20 protein-coding genes and 1 tRNA gene are annotated in these 20,222 nt (G+C 41.3%); 6 read left to right on the top strand and 15 right to left on the bottom strand.

All coding sequences use genetic code 11. The features are described from left to right. Nucleotides 1–210 (top strand): transposase (locus G596_RS0105915; RefSeq protein WP_022760922.1); only part of this gene is annotated, 210 nt, incomplete at its 5' end. A gap of 123 nt (nt 211–333) precedes the next feature. Here the strand turns inward: G596_RS0105915 and G596_RS21170 are convergent. The 3 genes from G596_RS21170 to G596_RS25940 all read right to left on the bottom strand — a co-directional run bounded on the left by G596_RS21170 (nt 334) and on the right by G596_RS25940 (nt 1,977). Next, complete coding sequence (locus tag G596_RS21170; protein WP_022760921.1) at nt 334–528, bottom strand: hypothetical protein; 195 nt, start codon at nt 526–528, stop codon at nt 334–336. Beyond that, nucleotides 492–1,163, bottom strand: coding sequence for a hypothetical protein (locus tag G596_RS0105905; RefSeq protein WP_022760920.1), 672 nt, complete (start codon nt 1,161–1,163; stop codon nt 492–494). The genes G596_RS21170 and G596_RS0105905 overlap by 37 nt, the downstream gene beginning before the upstream one ends. Before the next feature lie 646 nt (nt 1,164–1,809). Further along, nucleotides 1,810–1,977: a DUF6718 family protein gene (locus G596_RS25940; RefSeq protein ID WP_334291012.1), complete on the bottom strand. Its 168-nt coding sequence runs from the start codon at nt 1,975–1,977 to the stop codon at nt 1,810–1,812. A 92-nt stretch (nt 1,978–2,069) separates the two neighbouring features. Here G596_RS25940 and G596_RS0105900 point away from each other — a divergent pair, with 92 nt between their 5' ends. Together G596_RS0105900 and G596_RS0105895 are read left to right on the top strand one after the other, a co-directional pair. After that, on the top strand, nt 2,070–2,384 hold the full coding sequence (locus G596_RS0105900) for a helix-turn-helix domain-containing protein (protein WP_022760919.1): 315 nt from the start codon (nt 2,070–2,072) through the stop codon (nt 2,382–2,384). After that, nucleotides 2,377–3,636: a type II toxin-antitoxin system HipA family toxin gene (locus G596_RS0105895; protein WP_022760918.1), complete on the top strand. Its 1,260-nt coding sequence runs from the start codon at nt 2,377–2,379 to the stop codon at nt 3,634–3,636. Before G596_RS0105900 ends, G596_RS0105895 begins: the two co-directional genes overlap by 8 nt. A 165-nt stretch (nt 3,637–3,801) precedes the next feature. Here G596_RS0105895 and G596_RS0105890 read toward each other — a convergent pair whose 3' ends face one another. From G596_RS0105890 to G596_RS23590, 6 genes are all read right to left on the bottom strand, one after another. Then, the gene (locus G596_RS0105890) at nt 3,802–4,098 is read right to left on the bottom strand and encodes a hypothetical protein (protein WP_022760917.1); all 297 of its coding nucleotides are present in this window, start codon (nt 4,096–4,098) and stop codon (nt 3,802–3,804) included. A 4-nt stretch (nt 4,099–4,102) separates the two neighbouring features. Continuing rightward, complete coding sequence (locus G596_RS0105885) at nt 4,103–4,438, bottom strand: hypothetical protein (protein ID WP_022760916.1); 336 nt, start codon at nt 4,436–4,438, stop codon at nt 4,103–4,105. An 81-nt stretch (nt 4,439–4,519) separates the two neighbouring features. Further along, a complete protein-coding gene (locus G596_RS0105880) occupies nt 4,520–5,614 on the bottom strand; it encodes a hypothetical protein (RefSeq protein WP_022760915.1) in 1,095 nt (364 codons plus the stop codon). 292 nt (nt 5,615–5,906) lie between these two features. Further along, on the bottom strand, nt 5,907–6,089 hold the full coding sequence (locus G596_RS0105875; RefSeq protein WP_022760914.1) for a hypothetical protein: 183 nt from the start codon (nt 6,087–6,089) through the stop codon (nt 5,907–5,909). A gap of 582 nt (nt 6,090–6,671) precedes the next feature. Beyond that, complete coding sequence (locus G596_RS23595) at nt 6,672–7,643, bottom strand: Ig-like domain-containing protein (protein WP_022760913.1); 972 nt, start codon at nt 7,641–7,643, stop codon at nt 6,672–6,674. Between the two features lie 31 nt (nt 7,644–7,674). Beyond that, entirely contained in the window at nt 7,675–8,658 is a 984-nt protein-coding gene (locus G596_RS23590) for an Ig-like domain-containing protein (protein ID WP_022760912.1), read from the bottom strand. 163 nt (nt 8,659–8,821) lie between these two features. Between G596_RS23590 and G596_RS0105860 the strand changes: the two genes are divergently transcribed. After that, a complete protein-coding gene (locus tag G596_RS0105860; protein ID WP_022760911.1) occupies nt 8,822–9,163 on the top strand; it encodes a helix-turn-helix domain-containing protein in 342 nt (113 codons plus the stop codon). A 20-nt stretch (nt 9,164–9,183) separates the two neighbouring features. Further along, a complete protein-coding gene (locus G596_RS25405; RefSeq protein ID WP_207637797.1) occupies nt 9,184–9,378 on the top strand; it encodes a hypothetical protein in 195 nt (64 codons plus the stop codon). Between the two features lie 84 nt (nt 9,379–9,462). On the opposite strand, the gene G596_RS0105855 is transcribed toward G596_RS25405, so the two are convergent. The 4 genes from G596_RS0105855 to G596_RS21150 form a co-directional block, all read right to left on the bottom strand. Continuing rightward, nucleotides 9,463–9,535 (bottom strand) — tRNA-Thr (locus tag G596_RS0105855). 82 nt (nt 9,536–9,617) lie between these two features. Then, nucleotides 9,618–10,133 carry a DUF4364 family protein gene (locus tag G596_RS0105850; protein ID WP_026499475.1) on the bottom strand — a complete coding sequence of 172 codons (516 nt, stop codon included), beginning with the start codon at nt 10,131–10,133 and terminating at the stop codon, nt 9,618–9,620. A 177-nt stretch (nt 10,134–10,310) separates the two neighbouring features. Beyond that, nucleotides 10,311–12,122 carry a DUF5722 domain-containing protein gene (locus G596_RS21155; protein ID WP_022760910.1) on the bottom strand — a complete coding sequence of 604 codons (1,812 nt, stop codon included), beginning with the start codon at nt 12,120–12,122 and terminating at the stop codon, nt 10,311–10,313. 32 nt (nt 12,123–12,154) lie between these two features. Then, nucleotides 12,155–13,540 (bottom strand): replication-associated recombination protein A, encoded by a 1,386-nt coding sequence (locus tag G596_RS21150; protein ID WP_022760909.1) that lies wholly within the window; start codon nt 13,538–13,540, stop codon nt 12,155–12,157. A 95-nt stretch (nt 13,541–13,635) separates the two neighbouring features. Between G596_RS21150 and G596_RS0105835 the strand changes: the two genes are divergently transcribed. Further along, nucleotides 13,636–14,499, top strand: a complete 864-nt coding sequence (locus G596_RS0105835) for an ROK family protein (protein WP_022760908.1) — start codon at nt 13,636–13,638, stop codon at nt 14,497–14,499. Nucleotides 14,500–14,617: 118 nt separating this feature from the next. On the opposite strand, the gene G596_RS23585 is transcribed toward G596_RS0105835, so the two are convergent. Together G596_RS23585 and G596_RS0105825 are read right to left on the bottom strand one after the other, a co-directional pair. Then, nucleotides 14,618–17,869: a hypothetical protein gene (locus tag G596_RS23585; protein ID WP_022760907.1), complete on the bottom strand. Its 3,252-nt coding sequence runs from the start codon at nt 17,867–17,869 to the stop codon at nt 14,618–14,620. Between the two features lie 98 nt (nt 17,870–17,967). Continuing rightward, nucleotides 17,968–20,100, bottom strand: a complete 2,133-nt coding sequence (locus G596_RS0105825; protein ID WP_022760906.1) for an efflux RND transporter permease subunit — start codon at nt 20,098–20,100, stop codon at nt 17,968–17,970. Nucleotides 20,101–20,222: the final 122 nt, after the last annotated feature.

Here is a 20,222-nt window from a genome sequence, read left to right as displayed (position 1 = left end):
CAGCTCTCTAAAGAAGTCAGGATCAAATACCGTGAACATATAGAAAAATTTCTGTGGGGAGATGCTCTTTTCTGGAGCAGGAGCTATTTTTGCGCCACAACCGGATCAGTTTCACTTGAAACAGTGAAAAAATATATAGAAAGCCAGCGCACGGATGACCACAAAAGAAAATATGAAAGAACAGGACGATACAGCAAAGCGAAACGCTGAGGGCCAGCGATTCATCCCCCACCGACTATGTCGGAAGGAGTTTTCTCGCTGATACATCATAAAATCAGGGCATGCTATAGCATGCCCCACGTTTTTTATAGAAAATCTTTTTTAACAAACTGATCATAATTCCTTTGCATACAAATGATCTTTTGTTCCGCCATAATTGGTTATTTCTTTTATGTAATGATATCCGTATCGTTCATACAAACCTGTGAATTCTGATGGAATATAACTTTTCTTAAAGCCCTGCTCCATCAAATACACATTTGCATGAGAAATCAGCTTCTCACTGACTCTCTGTCCGCGGTATTCCATCCAAAGTGCTTTTCCACCAAAGCTACCGTATCTGCAACACTTCTATTGTAGTCGCGCTCAAGCCAGAAGAAATTACTGCGTTTAATCTCCTGATATTTCTCCATATTGAGCTCGTACAGTGTCTGCGTACAGGTCTTCTTTGCCTTCTCATAATCAGTTGCACTGTGAATGAAGTCGCTAAAGTCCTGATGATCAGGCCTGTCACAGTAAGTCTCAACCAAATCCGTCGGATCGGTTATCATAAACGCCGCCCTGGAAGGATCGGATAACTGTTCAATCTGCTCCATTGTAAGGTGACAATCGCAAATAACTCTTCCGTTCTGAGAAAGCTTAATCAGATCAAGGATTATGAAATCCAGCTGTTCCTTCAGATTCCCCAGAAGCCACGCTTTATAATCCTCCACGCTTCGCCCGAAGAATTCATCAGCATCCCTGAACTGCTTATTCATATTCGGCTGATGCTCGCTGTCCGATATTGCCTGATGAAAAGGAAACTGCTCATCGATGTCATACACCGGAATTCCGTACTTTTCACCCAGTGCCCTCGATATTGTCGTCTTTCCTCCGCAAGGTGTTCCTGTAATAAAATAAACGTTACGTAAATATTCTTTAATTATGTTGTCTTGAAGTATCATAATAGTTATCTCCTTATTTCAAATAGTTTGTTTTCCGGTCACGATAAACAAGCATGAAACTATTCTGATAAGGTTTCATGCTTATCAGATACTTCTAAGCTTTAAAAACATCACCATGTCTTTGTCCTCCTTGGAAAGTTTATAACTTTATGTATTATACCTTATTTAAGAATGATTATCTGCATTATTTTTTACTCTTTTTATAATCTGGCTGAACTCTTTTATTTTATTCTTTGCGATTGCATTTTACTTTGGGAACAACAAATCTAATGGATTCTTCTATATTTATTGCGTGCTTTTTCTGAACGTACAATAAACCTAAACACCTCTTCTATATTTGTTGTTTGCTTTTTCTGTGAGCACAATAAATTCAACTGTTTATTCCTTATTTGTTGCATTCATTTTTTTCAAGCACAACACCCCTGACCTATCCTTCAATATTTGTTGCATATGACTTCCAAACGCAAAATATAACATAAATATTTCTTAATCCCCCATAAAAACATTCCCAGTACACTAGCAGTAGTGTTCTGTAATAGTCCGACTTATTTGAGACTTGTTCCAGGGTATGCAGACAAAAGTACTACTCTTCACTACATAAGGACAGTTCAATAGGATACTAAAAAATGAACATAATAAGGTAATGTTAGTTAAACGGAAGAGTTACGCCCACTATTTTCAAGCAATCTGTTTTTACAAAGCTATACGGCTCGTATTCTACATGCGCAGAAGGCCTGCTTATAGTAACAAGCTGTATTCTTTCCGATCCCACTTTTGAGATCAATACCTTTTTTAAAGCAACAAATGCCGCTATTTACCAAATTAAAGTTATCTATCTTTATAATGTTTGTATTTAAACACATTTAAACGTATAATATATTTAAATAAAAACATTAGGAGCATTTTATGGGTAGAAGAACTGCTTTATTATTACCTAAAACACAAAAGAAACTACAGACTGTCGGTGAACAGATAAAACTCGCCAGATTAAGAAGGCATCTTACCGCGGAAGATGTTGCTGAGAGAGCACGTGTTGGCAGATCTACTGTTGTACAGATAGAAAAGGGCTCTCCTTCTGTATCAATGGGAATGTACCTGGCTGTTCTTAATGTTCTGGGGCTCTCTGATGACATTCTTCTAATTGCCAAAGACGATGTCTTAGGACGGACCATTCAGGATCTTGATATAAAAGTACCCCGGAGGGTAAGGAAACATGAGTGACAATAAAGATATATTTGTTTATGCCGGATGGCTTAATAATGAACTTATAGGAATAATCCACCGAGGAATCGTTAGCGGAGGCGAGGTGGTTTCTTTTGAATACGATAATAACTGGTTAGGATCTCATTCAAACCTTATGCTTGATCCCACTATACCTCAGACACCTTATAGGACGTATTCTGAGGACAAGAAACTTTTTGGAGCATTTGAGGATTCCTGCCCTGATAGGTGGGGACGTAAGCTCATCGAAAGACGGGAAGCAAAATATGCAGCCAAAGAGAAACGCCGTCCCAAGAAGTTTTTTGAGACTGACTATCTTTTAGCTGTCCAGGATTGTTTTCGTAGCGGAGGTTTTAGATACAAGACAGATCCTTACGGTGATTTTCTGGATAATGACGAAAACTACTCTATTCCTCCTATAACTGCGATAAGAGAACTTGAACAGATTTCTCTTGGCTATGAAAAAGATACCGACGAAAAATGGTTAAAACAACTAGTAAACCCCGGTTCTTCCCTTGGTGGTGCCCGTCCTAAAGCAAATGTGGCTGACATTGATGGTTCATTGTGGATAGCAAAGTTTCCATCCAAGAATGACGATTATGATATTGGTGCGTGGGAAAAGACTGCGAATGACCTCGCTCTAATGTGTGGTCTTAATGTACCCGAAACAAAACTCATGAATATTAGTGAACTTGGCAGTACTTTTTTAACAAAAAGATTTGACAGAAAGTATGAAAATAGCAAAGAATTTCGCATCCACTACACTTCTGCTATGACAATGCTTGGAGCAAGAGACGGTGAAACAGATGGATTAGGTTATTTGGATCTCACTGAAGTTATCTGTAATATTGCGTCAGAAGTTGACAAAGATCTTCATGAACTGTTTAACCGCATGGTTTTTAATATAGCTATTTCTAATCACGACGACCACCTAAGAAATCATGGTTTTATTTTGAACGGCACAAGATGGGAACTATCTCCTGTTTTTGACATTAACCCTGTAGCAGGTGAGGAATTCTTATCTATGAATATTGATATAGATAATGGTTACAGATCATTTGATAAAGCTCTCGATACTTGTGAGTTTTATCACTTAAGCAAAGATGAAGCCAAAAAGTGTGTTAATAATATTGCCGGAACAATCACAATTTCTTGGGAACACACCGCCTCAAAAAACGGCATAAAAAAGAGTGAACAAAAATATATGGCTTCTGCATTTGAGCTGGCAAAAGAATACTATTTAGGTCTGTAGAAGTAGCAAAAAACCTCAAGGCCATAAAAGCCTTGAGGTTTTCTATTCGAGCTGGCAACGGGAATCGGATAATAGCCAGTTACGAAAGCCCGCATGGAAAGGAGGTTTTCGTTGCTCTCTTTTATAAAAAAGACCACTTTACAGACCACTTTTAATTCACCTTCATTACTTAGCTGGAATAAAAATTCGCTTGGAATTAATATAATCCTCAACATTCCTTTTTGCCTTAAGCAGTTTTTCTACCAACCCTTCAGGTGGATCCTGCATAAGTGCATATGACAATTCAACATCTGTTTTCGCCTGCATATATTCCGATCTACTATAAAGACCATTTGATGCTTCAAGGAAAGTCTTGTCATCAACAATAATATCTTCTATCACTTGTCCTGAATTATCTTCATCCAAACTATATCCCATATCCAATTTATCTAGTATTTCCCATCTTTCCTTTTCTGATGACATAAAATCACCTCTTTCTATTTTTATGAATCAGTTTAAATCCATATTCATCAGATAATTCTTTTGGATTACTAAGAAGTCTCATAACCTCCTGGTTTAATGCATCCTCAACCTGATAGCTTTTTATCCCTGAATTATTCTTAATAATTTCCGCCCTCATACGAACCATATGAGCGTATAGCCTGCGCCTTGACATCACATCCACATTATTATTTACAAGGATGAAGATATCTGAAGTGTTCCCAACGGCCAAAATGGCACTAATCGAATCATTTCCATAAAATAGTCTTACATCCTGAAATGAAAAAATCTGGTTATTAGGATGATTATGTACAATAATCACACGCCCAATTTTATATAAAAGACCACTTTCGGCTTAATAAAAGGGTCAATGGTTGCTTTAGATACGGTTTAAATATACCTATTATTTCCTAAGTGATGAATTGTCATTGATAAGAAAATCTCTTACCATATCTATTCCACCCATACCAGAATCCACACCATCAAGATTAAGAACATCCTTCAGTTTATTATGGTTATTAAATTCAATCTTCCCTATGAGCCAGGATGAAAAATCAAATCTGTTAATTACTTCCTGTCGTATCTTATTCGCATTAAGTTCTGTCATATAATCATTTGATGTTTTGAACTCCTTCAATTTCTCTTCTTCAGATAGTTCATCATTAGCCAGCAAATCGGAAATCCTAAGAAATTCTTCATCCATCAACTTATCATATTCATTCTTACTCTCAGCAGCCGCTACATATCGAGAGGACATCTCATCGACAGCTTCCTTATTTTTATCAATTAAATCGAAAGCTCTATCAATCAGCTGCTCGTCAGCAGTTTTACCGGTTTCATCGAATTCCAATGCATTATCATCCTTATTCTCATCGGATTCAGTTTTTTTGTTTTCCTCTTCTTCGTCTTCATCATCGACATCAAGAGTTTCTTTTAGTATGTCAATAATTCGCTGCTTTTCATTTTCGTCTTGCTTAGCCTTTGCTATAAACTGAGCATTTTTATTGTGCTCATCCTCGAGTCCCTGTGCATCCAACTTCTTTTGCATATCAGCATACATATTAAGACGAGCCTCAAAGTTTTCCTTCAAAGTTTTGAGCACAGCTTCATATTCGTCTTTTGTAATAATATGTGTTTTATTATACACGTATCGTTCAGATGTAATCTTCTGAAGATTATCACTGATAAACTCTTTATCAACATCTGTCAGCTCTTCACCGCTTTCGATTTTGTTTGACAGCCTGTCGGCCTCTCCGATTTGCTTCCAGGTCTCTTCAATATTGATCTTTATTTCCTTACGCTTATCTTCACGAAGTTTTTTAGCAAGTTCTCTACCATCTTTTGAAATATCCACAGTAGCAGACTTTTCTACATCCATGATTGGCAAATCATTTTTCTTATGAGAACGTGACTTGGGTTTAGAATCAGAAATTCCTACGATATGCTGCTTAATATTAGAATCCATTTTTATGGAAAGATTAGTTGCTTTAATGTTCATATCCCAATACCTCCGTGTAAATGAGATCACTTTACATAGCTTTGCCAGAATACAATTATAGATTTCTATTTATATCGGCAAATTCTTTAAAGACTTTATAGATGCTTTAAAAAAATATACCAAACAAAAACCTCGCAAAGCCTTATTTATCAGCTTTACGAGGTTTTCTATTTCGAGCTGGCAACGGGAATCGGAGCAATGACCACCACTTAAAAACCGCATAGAAAGGAGGTTTTTCAGCACTCTTATTTCATTACGACCACTACTACGACCACTTCCTTTTATGCCAAATTTATTTCACAGCAAGTTGCTCATCAACCAATTTTGTAACTTCTGCCTTCTCAGATTCTAAAACATTTGCAAGATCAAATGCCTCATTGATATCATAATGTTTCTTTTGCATTAATCTGATGACAAAATCCGCTTTATTCTTTATAGATGTCTGTTCAATTAATCCTTCACCTAAATTGCACATAGTGTTTACCTCCTTACTATGGTAGCTGACATAGGTATATCAAAATCCTTTTCAAGGAGTTCTTTCTTTTCGTCAGGTACTAATTGCATTTGAAATACTTGTTTCCAATTTTTAAACCTCGTTGCTTTTCTTTTACTAAGTATAACATATTTGATTTATTCTATAATTCCTTCTTAGATAATACCTTTTAAAAATCTATATCCATTTATTTGATATGTTCCCTAATTTAGCTTGGATTGATCATTTTATGATTACTTCAATTATTCTGCAAGTAAAATAATTAAGAGGGCTGGTAATCAGCCCTCTCAGAGTTTAAGCTTTCCCACTTATATGGCAGGGACTCTCCCGAGTTGAAACTTCTCCACTTATATGGCAGGAGCTCTCCCGAACGATCTTATTGTAACATTAGTAATCCATATGTCAAAACGCATGTCTGCATGAGGTTATAAACCTCCTTTCAGACTTATTATTCTGAATTGAAAATATAATATAACACGTGGGCGGGTTTGAAGCACCCACGTGAAATAATTTAATAATTAGGATAATATGAGTGAATTTCTATTGAGATGATAGAAGTTTTAGTTAATAATAAGAATAAATCTTATATGCAATAACTGTGATATTCTCATTTGTTGAACCCAAAAACTTGCCTTGAGGGATATCTATTATTTTATAACTGGGATGACCTTCCTCATCCCAATATCCTTTTCGTTGATGACCTACATCTACCTCTTGAGGATAACATACATGTGGAGCAGGAGCACCAGATGTCATAATATAGATATTATCATTATTATCTATGTTTGTGACCCCAAAACCACTCAGATGGATTTCATCAGGATTATCCGTAGATATCCAATAATAATTGATTTGATCCCCAGCTTTTAATCTTGATAAATCTGTGTGTTCCTCCTTATACATTGGTTTATCACCATATAATTGTTCTACAATAAAATAACTATATACTCCCCAATAATTCTCTGGCACTTCTGCATACTGAGCCTTAAGTTCAGCTAATCTGTTTTTTACTTCTAACTCAGTTAATCCTTCTTGTCTAGGAACATATGAAGAATCATCTTGTGTATCAGATTCTTCTTCATCTTTATCATCAGATTCAATTCTAGGAATTTCTTCATGTTCAGTTTCAAAGCCACAAACTACACAAACCTTGCATTTTTCTCCGCTCTTCTTTTTTGTAGCTTCTCTAATTATCTTCTCTTCAAACTGATGCTTATTGCAAATGACATTAACTTCACACTTTAATGTCTTTTTACCAACTTTTGCTTTAACTATTGTCTTGCCAACTTTCTTAGCTGTCACGACACCTTTCTTAGAAACCTTAGCAATCTTTTTATCAACAGAAGACCATTTAACTTTATTACTAGTTCCTTTAACTTTGAGTTTATAAGTTTTACCTACTTTGATTTCAATCTGTTTCTTATTCAGTTTTGGTGCTGCTGATACTTTCATTGGAGTCACAAAACTTATAAGCATCACAAATAATAATGCAAAGAATGCACTTATAAAACTTATTCTTTTAAGCTTATTCTGCATAAACTTTTCCTCCACTCATACATTGTATATTTCAATCATGATACCTGAGAATAAATTCTTGTGTTGATAGTGTTGATGCATATTTACTCTTATCTACAAATACCAAACAATTTTTCTTATCAACAGCAGACCATTCAATTTTAAATGTTGGATATCCTTCTTTATCCCAACATGCTACTTTGTTATCATCCTCTTTGTCAGCAACAACGTATATATTATCACCATCAACATTTGTAATCACATACGCCCTATTATAAACAGACTTATCCGAACGTACAAAAGATATACCAATTACATCACCAGCTTGCGCTGCTGAAGGGTCCTTAATTTCTGTCTTAAGAGACACATTACTATTACCAAATAACATACTCCTAACAAAGTTAGTATAAGAAGATCCATCAGCAGTAACAATCCCTTCCAAGTAAAAACCTTTTGCTTCCGGATAGTACATCTTAAGTTCTGCTAGTCTAGTCTTAATCTCTTGTTCAGTTAATCCTTCTGTTCTAGGTACATAACCTGAAGGGTTGTAATTATTATACTCTTCACGATTCTTTTCTGCTTCTATTTCACTCTGCCTTTTCAATCTTGGGATTTCTTCATGTTCAGTCTCAAAGCCGCAGACTTTGCATACTTTACATTTCTCGCCAGCTCTCTTATATGTAGCTTTTTTAATTATCTTCTCTTCAAACTGATGATGTTTACAAAGAACAGTAACTTTACATTTTAAGGTCTTTTTACCAACCTTAGCTTTAATTGTAACCTTACCTGCTTTCTTTGCTGTGATAACACCATTCTTAGAAACTTTTGCAATTTTCTTATTAGAAGTTGACCACTTAACTTTACCACTTGCCCCTTTAACTTTTAGCTTACAGGTTTTTCCTATTTTTAGTTCAACCTGTTTTTTGTTGAGTTTTGGTGCTGCTGATGCTTTAAGTGGTGTGAAACCAACCAGAATCATCATTGCGAGTGTAATCATAACACCCATAAAACTTGCTCTTTTGAAATTAATTCTCATAATCTTTTCTCCATTTTTGAACTTTTGCTTCAAATATTAAGTTATGAATTATTTTTCTAACACAGCTACTATATCGCGTTTTGTTGATTCTTTCAACAGTAAACGATTAAATTTTTATACGGAATTTCTTACGATATTGTAAACATCAAGGAGGTCGCATTCTTTGCAAGACACAGATCTTTGTTTACAACAAATCGGAGAACGTATAATTGAACGTAGAAGGAAAATGGGATTGACGCAGGAAAAGCTTGCTGAAATATGCGGTGTCACCACTCAATTTGTATCTTACGCTGAATCTGGTAAACGTGCCATGAGACCGGAAAACCTATCTAAACTTGCTGAAGGTCTTGAAGTTAGTACAGATTACCTCCTCACTGGGAGTATTATTGACAAGGATCAATTATATTTGTCAAAGAAGCTCACCAGTTTAACACCTAATCAATTCCGACTTATAGAAAATATCATAGATGACTTCATTAAATTCAATAATAATGAATCAGAATAACAAAATGGTTTTGAGCTTTAGTGGCTCAAAACCATTTTAATTATCTACAGAAAATCAGATTTTGGAGTGTAACAGAACTTGCAAGAGCAACCGGAGGTGATCTTCAAACTGTCATGTACGCAGCTGGTCATGCAGACAAAAACACTACTCTACACTACATCAGAACCGTTCAGCAGGATGCAAGACTTGACGAAATAAGGTCATGTTTTGGTTGATAAATAGGTTACGACCACTTTACGACCACTATTTTTAGACAAAAAAATACCCTTAAACCCAGATAAATACTGGATTTAAGGGCGAGCTGGCAACGGGAATCGGACCCGTGACCTCCGCACTACCAATGCGACGCACTACCGACTGTGCTATGCCAGCAATCCGTGACTTTCGCAAGTCACAAAGGTTATTTTAACAAGCAGATAGTAGCTTGTCAACATGCATTTTTCAACAAGATTTCTCACATAAGTTCAGTCATGATAGTCCTGTAGATGTTCTGGTTTTTCTTCTTCCAGTTCTCGCAGATTGTCTCTGCCATATCCTCCGTGATCGCGGGGACATGAAGCTCTACCAGTGTTTCTCCGAACTCCGCTGCAGAGAGGTATGTCATGTACTCATTTTCTCCGGTCTTCTTGTAATAGGCACCGATGGAAGTCTCGTCGCGCATCTTGAGGCCGTTTTCCCGGAAGAATGTGTCAATCTGCTCCCTGATTGAGGGATTGATGCGGTTTCCGAAGAAGTCCAGTGTCTCGCTTCCTGCATCGGTAAGTTTCAGGAACGTCCTGCTGCCCTCGATGTTCTCGGTGATGAGCTCAGACTCTGCAAGCTCGCCGAATACTTCCTGCAGGGTGAGAAAATTCGTGTATTCTTTTTCCAATATAAAGTCATAAATCTGTGCCTTGCTGAGGCGTCCGTCGGATTTTCTCAGCATGTAGAGCACGATCATTTTGTATAAGGTTAGGTATTGTGAACTCATGAAGCCCTCATCCGTCAGCTACGCTGACACCTTCTCCCAGAGGGAGAAGGCAAATTTTTTCCGTCATCTTCTCTCAGAGACAATTTCAATCTCCCCCTCTGGGAGAAGGCAAATTTTTCCGTCATCTTCTCTCAGAGACAATTTCAATCTCCCCCTCTGGGAGAAGGCAAATTATTGTTAGAAATTCACCCCGACAATGTCTCTGGCGAAAGCGATGTGTTCCTCCCGCTGCGGGGTATCCATGTATTTAAATACGTCGTACGATAATTTGTGTCCGCCGCCTGTGGTGCAAAGTCCCATGGCAAGGCCGTCGTGAGCAATCTCCTCAGGAGCATCGGTCTGTCTGGAAAACATGATCGCGTGAAGGTTACCGTTCGCTGCAACCTTGCTGTAGGCGTAGGCGATAGCTGCTGCCTGGAGTGCGTCACCCTTCGTGGAAGTGTATCCCACCTCACTAAGGATTATGGACCGGACACCACCATTATACAACATCGCTTCGCTGCTCATATAGTTTGTGAGGACACCTATGTTTTTCATTGTGATAAAAGATGTGTCCGCGGAGTCGGTCACAAGCTTGTGCCCGTTCCAGAATGCCACGTCGGTAAGCGGCACGGTGTAAGGGTGCTGAGCAAGTCCCCAGCCGATGTCGCCATAGCTTCTAAGTGAAGCTGCAAAGCTGTCCAGAAGATCTCTGCCGTCGTAGTCGGGATTGCCCTTCATATTTCTGTCCCACTGCTGGTCGAGTGAGATGTATACATGTGCGCCGGCATTGTTACTCTTAATCGCGTTGTAGAATACTCTGAATGCCCTTGCATAAGCAGCGGCATATGTTCCAAGGTCGGTGGATGCCATGTAATTCCACTCTTTTCGCGCATTGACTTCGTTTCCGATAATCCACATCGCAACATTGCCGTGACCCGTGCCGGAATATCTCTCTGCCAGGAATGATCCGATGGCTGCAAGCGCATTGACGCCGGCCTCGTCGGAGGCATTGAACATATAGTAAGGAGCCGTGGATCCGCTTCTCGCATTGGGATGAGTCACCTCAGGAAAAGTGGAGGGCGATACGTTATTAAGTATGATAGCAGCAACATCCACCCCCTTCGAATTGAGGGTTGTGAACAGATAATCGTATTCATGGAGAATAGCTCCGTTAAAATAGTAGGTAACACCGTTATAGGTGTAAGCAACGGAACCTCCCGCACTTGTCGCAAGGAGTCTGTTCAGCGGAATATTGTAAGTTGCATAATTAACTCCGAGGTCGCCAACGGCATCCAGATGAGAAGGATCAACCAAAAGACCCTTCTTAGAGCTGTGCTGTAATCCGCCGTAATTATGCGATGCAACCGCCTCCGGATTTGTGATATAGCTTGCATGAGAAACCGGCTTAAACTCGTCGTCCTTTTTCACAGCAATGAAAAATTTCCTGTATAATCTGGAATTCGCAGCAGCCTTGTTCAGAGCTGCCTTAAGTGTAACTTCGCTGTCCTTATATATCTTCGAGATTGGCTCCGCATCTGTGCTAAGGCCATCTTCATACATCGCAGCATCGAACAGATAATAGTACTTGTCATCGGAGGTGGGAATCCCCTCAGCTGAGCCCTTAACCTCAACTCCGCCGCTCTCTCCTATGATACAGCTGTCGAGCTTAACATATTCCGCAAGCTGATCATCAGGCACATCAACCGTTGCCGGCCTCTCACCGAGTGCGCGCTTAACCTTATCACCTGAATTTGTTATGGCTTTCAGAATATCCTCGTCAAGGTAGCTCTTTTCCTTGGGTGTCTCCTTAACTTCCGTTACCGGTTTTTCCTCGGTGGTCACTACCACCTCTTCCTTCTTATCAAAAGCGCCTTCCGTATATAACAGTATCCCTACCACAAAAAGAACCGCCAGTACTGAGCCTATCAGCACAGCCAGCGTTCCTTTTCTTGAATAGAATATTTTATTATCTATAAACTCTTTTAGTTTCTTAAAGGGTTTCTTCAACTCTAACCTCGCGTTACTACATATCTATTGATTTACTGCTTATTCTCGTCCGTCTGCCCGGCATCCTTTGCCTTCGTAGCGTCTGCTCCAGAATCGGCGGCGTGTTCTTTGAGGAACTTCATGTGTTCCTTGATCTTCACTTCATAGCCATTTCCGGACGGACTGTAAAATTCCTTACCGTTTAATTCATAAGGAAGATATTGCTGCTCCACATAATTGTTCGGATAGTCATGGGCATATTTGTAGCCTATCCCATGTCCGAGCTTACCTGCGGATTTGTAATGTGCATCCTGAAGATGCGACGGTATCGGGAGATTTCCCGTATTCTTCACTGTGTCCATTGCGCTGAAAATCGCCTCCACTGCGGCATTGCTCTTAGGCGCTGTCGCTATGTAACTGGCCGCCTGTGACAGGTTAATCTGACACTCCGGCATACCTATTCTCTCTGTTGCAAGAAAAGCCGCTACCGCAACCTGAAGCGCCTGCGGATCGGCATTCCCGACATCCTCGGAGGCACAGATCACCATTCTTCTTGCTATAAATTTGGGGTCCTCTCCTGCATTGAGCATCCTTGCAAGATAGTAAACCGCTGCGTCGGGATCAGATCCTCTCATACTTTTTATAAAAGCTGAAATTGTATCGTAGTGGTTGTCGCCGTCCTTATCATATCTCGCAACACGCTTCTGGATGCACTCCTCGGCAACCTCTCTCGTGATATGTATCTTACCGTCTTCACTTCGCTCTGTAGTCAGTATTCCTAGCTCAATAGCATTGAGCGCATGTCTCGCATCCCCGCCCGCTATGTCAGCCAGAAATTCCTCTGCCTCAGGCTCCAAAACTGCATCAAAAGAGCCCATTCCATTCACAGTGTCTGTCACCGCTCTTTTCATAAGGGTCTTGATATCGTCCTCTGAAAGCGGCTGAAGTTCGAAGATAACGGATCTTGAAATAAGAGCCCCGTTCACCTCGAAGTAAGGATTCTCCGTCGTGGCTCCGATCAGAATAACCGTGCCGTCCTCAACAAACGGAAGAAGGTAGTCCTGCTGTCCCTTGTTGAAGCGGTGTATCTCGTCTATGAAAAGGATGGTTTTTCTTCCAAAACCGCCTAAATTCTCTTTGGCCTTAGCCACAACCTCTTCCATGTCCTTTTTTCCTGACACGGTGGCATTAAGCTGAACAAAATCTGCCTTGGTGGTGTTCGCGATGACCTTTGCAAGAGTCGTCTTGCCTGTTCCGGGCGGTCCGTATAATATTATCGAGCTTATCTTATCCGCCTTGATTGCGCGGTAAAGAAGCTTATCCTTACCGATGATGTGCTGTTGTCCAACTACCTCGTCAAGGGTCTTCGGACGCATCCTGGCTGCAAGCGGAGATTCGCTCTTCATGTTCTTTTCACGTGCATACTCAAATAAATCCATAGTATTAGTATTCTACTATAAATGATATAATTATTCCAACGTGCGTATAGCATTTTTATAAAGCTTTTATTTTTTATGTATTAAGGGAGGTCGCTATGTTATTTGGAGCACTTGAAGCCGGCGGAACCAAGATGGTCTGCGCTGTCGGCAATGAAAACGGGGAGATTCTCGAACAGGTAAAATTCCCCACAGAAACACCTGAGACTACAATGCCTCAGATTTTTGAGTATTTTAAAGGAAAAGATATCAAAGCACTTGGAATTGCGTGCTTTGGTCCAATTGATCTTAAGACGGATTCGCCCACCTATGGAAGCATTACTTCCACACCTAAGAAGGGGTGGTCCGGCTACAATATCGTTAACGCCGCTAAGGAGGCCCTTGGAATCCCGATCGGTTTTGATACTGACGTAAACGGCTCTCTTCTCGGAGAAGTTACCTGGGGCTGCGCCAAAGGACTCTCTGATGCCATCTATCTCACCATCGGAACCGGCGTCGGCGGTGGAGTAATGTCCAACGGAAAACTGCTTCATGGCATGCTTCATCCTGAGGTTGGACACATCCGACTTCCCATTGTGAAGGGTGATCCAGGCAAAAGTGTCTGCCCTTTCCATGACAACTGCTTTGAAGGTCTCGCTGCAGGTCCTTCAATCATGGCTCGCTGGGGCAAGCCTGCTGTAGAACTGTCCGATAAGAGCGAAGTGTGGGAGATTGAAAGTGAATATATCGCCACCGCTCTTATGAGCTATGCACTTATCCTTAGCCCCAAGAAGATAATCCTCGGCGGCGGAGTAATGCATCAGGAGCAGCTCTTCCCGCTTGTTCGAAAGAAGTTCGCCGAGCTCATGAACGGCTACATCTTAACTGATGAAATGAATCATCTTGATGATTACATCGTTCCTGCCAGCCTGAACGACGACCAAGGCATCATGGGCGCGATTAAGCTCGCCATTGATGCGTAAGTTATTCCAAAAAAACAGCCCCTGAGATATGTGTGTTCAACCCCAACCGATTCTTGCGTTCTTTGCAATGAGGTTGGGGCTGAATATACATACCTCAGGGGCGTATTATTTAGAATAATTAGTCAGCCTTTACGGGTGCTGTACGAATGATGAACTGTACTGTGCTGGGTTCATCCTCGTTTGCGCCTGAGAAGGAAGTGTAACTCTGAGAAGCTTCATCAACTGCTCTGAGTCTGTCTTTTACTGAAAGAAGATCCTCATCAACTGTGCCTGTGAGCTTCTGGATACCATCTTCGTCAAACTCAACCATACCGTCTGCAAGCTTTCTTGCGCCGTCGTTAAGTTCTACAGCACCATCCTTGAGTTCGCCTGCTCCGTCTCTGAGCTTGCCTGCTCCATTGTTGAGCTCGCCTACACCGTCATCAAGTTTTACAGTTCCGTCGTAGAGCTTACCTGCTCCGTCATCAAGCTTCTTTGCTCCATCGTCGAGCTTGCCTACTCCGTCATCAAGCTTTACAGCACCATCATTAAGCTTGCCTACACCATCATCAAGCTTGCCTACTCCATCGCTGAGCTTGCCTGCTCCGTCCTTAAGGCTTGAAGCACCGTTTGCAAGCTTTGTTCCGCCATCCTTAAGTGACTTACTGTTATCATTAAGCTTCTTAGCACCATCTGCAAGCTGCTTTGAACCATCCTTAAGTGAAACAAGTCCCTGACCAAGAGTTGTTCCGCCTGCATCAAGCTTCTTCATTCCATCGTAGAGGCTGTTAGCACCAACTGCCAGCTGTGAAGCACCTGCCTGAATGTCCTTAAGACCCTGAGTTGTATCTGTACCATAGAGCTTCTGCATAGCTTCCTTTGATGCAACAATTGTTTTATATGTTGCTGCAATGGTTGTAATTGCCTGTGTTCCTGTCTGTGTGGGAGTTTTTACTCCTGTTGCAATCTGAGAAAGAGCGTTTACATATATCTGCTGCTTTTTATCAGGATCTGATTCTGCCGCTGCAGCTGTAAGTGCCTGCTGTAATGCAGCATAAAGTTGGGCACTGGCCTGCTTCTGTCCCTCGGCAGAAGCAGCTGCTATAGCAACATCTGCACCTGCACGAAGGTTCTGGATATCCTGAGCTGTCATACCTGTTGCGGCACAAATTGCTGCAATTCCGGTTTCATCAGCATATTGTTCAATCTCTCCCTCATAAGCTTCCTGACTCTCTTCGACAGTCTCTGTCCCAAGACTTACAGATTCTTCTCTCTGAGCTTCAGTGTTCTCGGTATTCTGTTCAGCTTCGCTACTCTCAGTGTTTTCAGTAGCCTGCTCTGTCTGTTCAGTACTCTCCTGATTTGAGCTCTCCTCAGGTGTCACCTGAGTATTCTCTGCATTTTCATTCGAGCTGTTTTCTTCAGTAGCTTCCTGATTCTCCTCGGGTGTTTCCTGACTCTTATCCTCTGTATCGGATGCTTTCTCTTTCTTATCACTATCGGAATCATCCTGTGACTGACTCTGATCTGAAGAACTGTTCTGCTGATCATTCAGGGCTTCCTGAAGAGCTTTCTCTGCCGCTTCCGCCCTCTTAGTAGCTTCCTCAGCCTTCTGCTCTGCTTCTTCTGCTCTCTTTTCGGACTCCTCTGCCTTCTGCTCTGCTTCCGCTGTCTTCTTCTCAGCATCCTTTGCCTTCTGTGTTTCAGCCTTTACCTCATCCGCATATGTATCAGCAAGTTTCTCAGTAATCTCCTTTACAAGTTTTGCCACATCTTTATCATCTGCAGGAGAAGCAGCATTTCTTACATTAACGCCTGCCTGCTGGTTTGCAGCAAAAGCTAAAGCATCTCCAAACTCTGCTTCAAAAGCAGACTGCGCTACAGTGAGCACCTCAAGCTGCTGTTTTACTCCATCCGCAGCAGTATTTATACCTGTACTAAGCTGTGCTGCGCCATCTGCAACGCTCTTAGCACCATCCTTGGCAGAAGTGATTCCGCCTGTGAGTGTTGTAGCACCGTCCTTAAGCTGACCGATACCGGTATCAAGGCTTGTAGCACCTGAAGATATCTGACCCACAGCATCTGTATATGTTCCGATTCCTGTGCTAAGTGTCGTTGCACCATCTGCAAGTGATTTACTTCCCTTTGCAAGCTCTCCTGCGCCATCCTTAAGCTGGCCTGTTCCGTCCTTAAGTTCGCCGGTTCCGTTTCTGAGTTCACCGGTTCCGTTCTTAAGCTCACCTGTTCCGCTTGCAAGCTGGCTTGTGCCATCCTTAAGCTCACCTGCGCCGTTCTTAAGTTCGCCGGTTCCGTCCTTTAACTCTTTTGTTCCATCTGCAAGCTCCACAGTTCCGTCGTAAAGCTCTGATGTTCCGTCCTCAAACTTCTGTGTTCCGTCTGCAAGCTCACCTGTTCCGTCTCTAAGCTCTGTGGAAGCATCGGAAAGCTTGTCCATATCGCCGTTTAAGTCATCGAGTTTATCTGAATTGTAAATCTTATCAAGTCCGAGGTCTGATACTACGTTTGCGCTTGCCATTGATACTGTCATGGGAAGCTCAAAATCCTGAACGTCTGCAGTGATCTCTACGAAATCGGGGATATCAACCTCATCCTCGTCAATATCGTTCTCTTTTAATTTTTCATCATCAATCTTGAGTGACTCCTTGAGTCCGGGCATTGCAACACCGACTACAACGTAGTTGTTGGCATCGGAGATTACCTTACCATTTGAAACCTTGACGTTGGCAAACTTCGCGTTATCAAGCATTGTTCCGGAGATCATTGTGAAAGGAACATCGATGTCCTCTTTCTGTCCATCAATCTCAACTTCCTTCTTAAGTGAGTTTGTATAGTCAAAGCGGATTCTTACTCTTCCGCTCTTTCCTGCGATGTCCTCGGCCTTCATCTGCTTTCCGTCAAGTTCGTAGGTAACCTTTACGCCGACCGGAACTTCCTGTGTGGGTGTTCCCTGATAGTAGATGTCCTGTCCTTCGGCATCCCAGGTAACAGTTCCGTCGCCGTTGTCCTTGAAGGACTCATCGCCCTTAACATTTACGATGTCCTTCAGGTTTGTTGTATCTGTAAGTGACTTGTCGCCGTTTGCGTTCTTTAACCAGTTGCTTACCACAACTTCATCAACTGTACCATTGGCATCAGTCATAACATATACAGTCTCTTCTTTTCCGCTCTCAGAATTCTCTTTATTTCCGGTAAAAGCTGCTTGTGTCATTGTCTCCACAAGCTCTTCGGCTTCGGGGCTCTCCTCGGTAATATCCTGAACCTGTACTGTATCTTCTGCTTTTTTACCAAGTCCGCAGCCTGTCATTGTACCGAATGCAAGTGCAAACGCTGTTAAAACTGATGTAGCTTTAAGTAAATTTCTCTTATACATACCAATTCCTCTTTTCCTTTTCTCGTCAGATATATAACCTTTTTCTCTGACTAAGTGTTTGCGAAAACTCTATTTCAAATTGATGTTTTATTACTGTTTCAACCAAGTCCTACCTGATCAAGGACTGCAACGTCTTTATTTTTCTTTCTGTCTGCATCTCTTTTAATGCAATCATGCATACCCCATGTAGTTCTAATGATAAGTCCATCGAATATCATGTACATGGAAGGCAGAACAAAAATAACTACTGTCATACTGATCAGCGCGCCTCTTGCCATGAGGAAGCAAAGAGATCCGATCATGTCGACGCTGGATACGAGTCCTACGCCGAAGGTTGCTGCAAAGAAGCTTAGCGCACTTACGATAACTGACTTCATACTTGTTGAAAGCGCGATTCGCGTAGCCTGCTTCTTGCTCTGGCCATCTTTTCTCTCCTTACAATAACGAGTTGTCATAAGGATTGCATAGTCAACAGTTGCACCGAGCTGAATTGTTCCGATAACAACCGATGATATGAAAGGTATTACGGTTCCCGTAAATCCGGGGATACCCATGTTGATGAAAATAGCAAATTCTATAACTGCAACCAGTATAAAAGGAAGAGATATAGATTTCATTACAAATGCAATGATAAGGAATACACAGCCAATAGAAACAATGCTGACTGTCTTAAAATCTTTATCGGTAATCGTGATCAAATCCTTAGTACAAGGTGCCTCACCGACGACCATTGCTGTAGGACTGTACTTTTTCACAATTTCGTTTACCTTACCAATCTGAGCGTTAACTTCATCGGATGCTGTTTTATACTGACTTGTAACCATTAGCATCTGATACTCATCACTTGAAAGCTCATCCTTAAGCTCAGTGGGAATCATGTCCCTGGGAAGAAGCGGTCCCATCAGTGATTCAAGTCCGAGTACTCCATCAACTCCATCAACACTCTTAAGTTCATTCACCATGCCCTGCATTGTAGCTGTATCAAGGTTTGCATCCACAAGGATCATGTAGGTTGTATTTGTTTCAAAATTCTTTTCAAGCTCTATCATCGCCTGTCTGCTCGAAAGCTTAACGGGCAGTGTCTCTGACAGATCGTAGTAAACAGCTGCGTGTCTGTATCCCCAGATTGCCGGAGGAAGGAGACACAGGAAAAGCACTCCGAATATGATGGCATGCTTGGATATCCATCTGGGTGTTTTTACAAATTCCTGAACAACCGGTTTATGTTTTGTCTTCTCTATTATTTTATCAAATATCAGAATCATTGAGGGAAGAACTGTTACGCAGGCAACAACGCCGAAGATAACGCCCTTCGCCATGACGATTCCAAGGTCAAGGCCGATTGTGAAGCTCATGAAGCAAAGTGCCACGAAACCTGCGATGGTTGTAATTGATGAACCAAGCACCGACTGGAACGTTGCTGTGATAGCGTTTGCCATTGCTTCCTTTTTATCATCTATACCCTTTTCAAGTTCCTCCTGGTAACTGTGCCACAGGAAAATTGAATAATCCAGTGTAACACCGAGCTGAAGAACCGCACTAAGCGATTTTGTAAGGAATGAAATCTGTCCCAGGAATATGTTTGTTCCCATGTTGAACATGATTGCAATTCCGATACTTATAAGGAAGAAGAAAGGTATAAGGTAGGAATCCATTGTCAGTGAAAGAACAATTACAGCAAGAAGTACTGCCATTCCTACATATATAGGTGTTTCTTTTTCCGTAAGATTCTTGGTATCAAGAACGATTGCCGCCATTCCCGAAAGGAAGCATTTTTCATTGGCTATCTTCCTGATCTCTGTTATGGCCTCCATCGTGCCGTCGCTCGAGGTCGTATCATCAAAGATGATAAACATCAGCTGTGTGTCTCCGGTTCCGAGTGCCTCGGTTACCTTATCCGGAAGCATCTCCTTCGGAATGGAATAGTCCATGAAGGTGTCATACCAGATAACCTTCTTTACATGATTAACTGTCTCAATATTCGCCTTCAACTCGGCTATGTCTTTATCAGCCATACCCTCAACTACGAAAAGCGAATACGCTCCGGTTCCGAACTGATCCATGAGGATGTCCTGACCTTTCATGGTCTCAATCTCCCCGGGCAGATATGAGAGGATATCGTAATTAACTCTCGTGGCTGCCATTCCCGCAAGGCACGGAATCATCAGTGCGATGCTGGCAATCAGTATTATGAATCTGGATTTTACAATTGCCTTAGAAAAAAATTTCATAACCATTTCCTCACAAAAATATTTTATGACCGCTGGTCATTTTTTACACTTTATGTTATACTCCAAAAATGACTGATGGTCAATATTTATTTTTTCGAGTCTTTTCTAAGTTTATGTGGTAG

Origin of the sequence: Butyrivibrio sp. AD3002 (assembly GCF_000420905.1) — a bacterium.
Lineage (GTDB): Bacteria > Bacillota > Clostridia > Lachnospirales > Lachnospiraceae > Butyrivibrio.
This window is presented reverse-complemented; position numbering and strand designations above follow the sequence as displayed.

What these genes read in the sequence shown, in the direction of transcription:
- G596_RS21170 (WP_022760921.1), bottom strand. Translation starts at nt 528, where the DNA reads ATGGAATACCGCGGACAGAGAGTCAGTGAGAAGCTGATTTCTCATGCA.
- G596_RS0105905 (WP_022760920.1), bottom strand. Translation starts at nt 1,163, where the DNA reads ATGATACTTCAAGACAACATAATTAAAGAATATTTACGTAACGTTTAT.
- G596_RS0105900 (WP_022760919.1), top strand. Translation starts at nt 2,070, where the DNA reads ATGGGTAGAAGAACTGCTTTATTATTACCTAAAACACAAAAGAAACTA.
- G596_RS0105895 (WP_022760918.1), top strand. Translation starts at nt 2,377, where the DNA reads ATGAGTGACAATAAAGATATATTTGTTTATGCCGGATGGCTTAATAAT.
- G596_RS0105890 (WP_022760917.1), bottom strand. Translation starts at nt 4,098, where the DNA reads ATGTCATCAGAAAAGGAAAGATGGGAAATACTAGATAAATTGGATATG.
- G596_RS0105880 (WP_022760915.1), bottom strand. Translation starts at nt 5,614, where the DNA reads ATGAACATTAAAGCAACTAATCTTTCCATAAAAATGGATTCTAATATT.
- G596_RS0105875 (WP_022760914.1), bottom strand. Translation starts at nt 6,089, where the DNA reads ATGTGCAATTTAGGTGAAGGATTAATTGAACAGACATCTATAAAGAAT.
- G596_RS23595 (WP_022760913.1), bottom strand. Translation starts at nt 7,643, where the DNA reads ATGCAGAATAAGCTTAAAAGAATAAGTTTTATAAGTGCATTCTTTGCA.
- G596_RS23590 (WP_022760912.1), bottom strand. Translation starts at nt 8,658, where the DNA reads ATGAGAATTAATTTCAAAAGAGCAAGTTTTATGGGTGTTATGATTACA.
- G596_RS0105850 (WP_026499475.1), bottom strand. Translation starts at nt 10,133, where the DNA reads ATGAGTTCACAATACCTAACCTTATACAAAATGATCGTGCTCTACATG.
- G596_RS21150 (WP_022760909.1), bottom strand. Translation starts at nt 13,540, where the DNA reads ATGGATTTATTTGAGTATGCACGTGAAAAGAACATGAAGAGCGAATCT.
- G596_RS0105835 (WP_022760908.1), top strand. Translation starts at nt 13,636, where the DNA reads ATGTTATTTGGAGCACTTGAAGCCGGCGGAACCAAGATGGTCTGCGCT.
- G596_RS23585 (WP_022760907.1), bottom strand. Translation starts at nt 17,869, where the DNA reads ATGTATAAGAGAAATTTACTTAAAGCTACATCAGTTTTAACAGCGTTT.
- G596_RS0105825 (WP_022760906.1), bottom strand. Translation starts at nt 20,100, where the DNA reads ATGAAATTTTTTTCTAAGGCAATTGTAAAATCCAGATTCATAATACTG.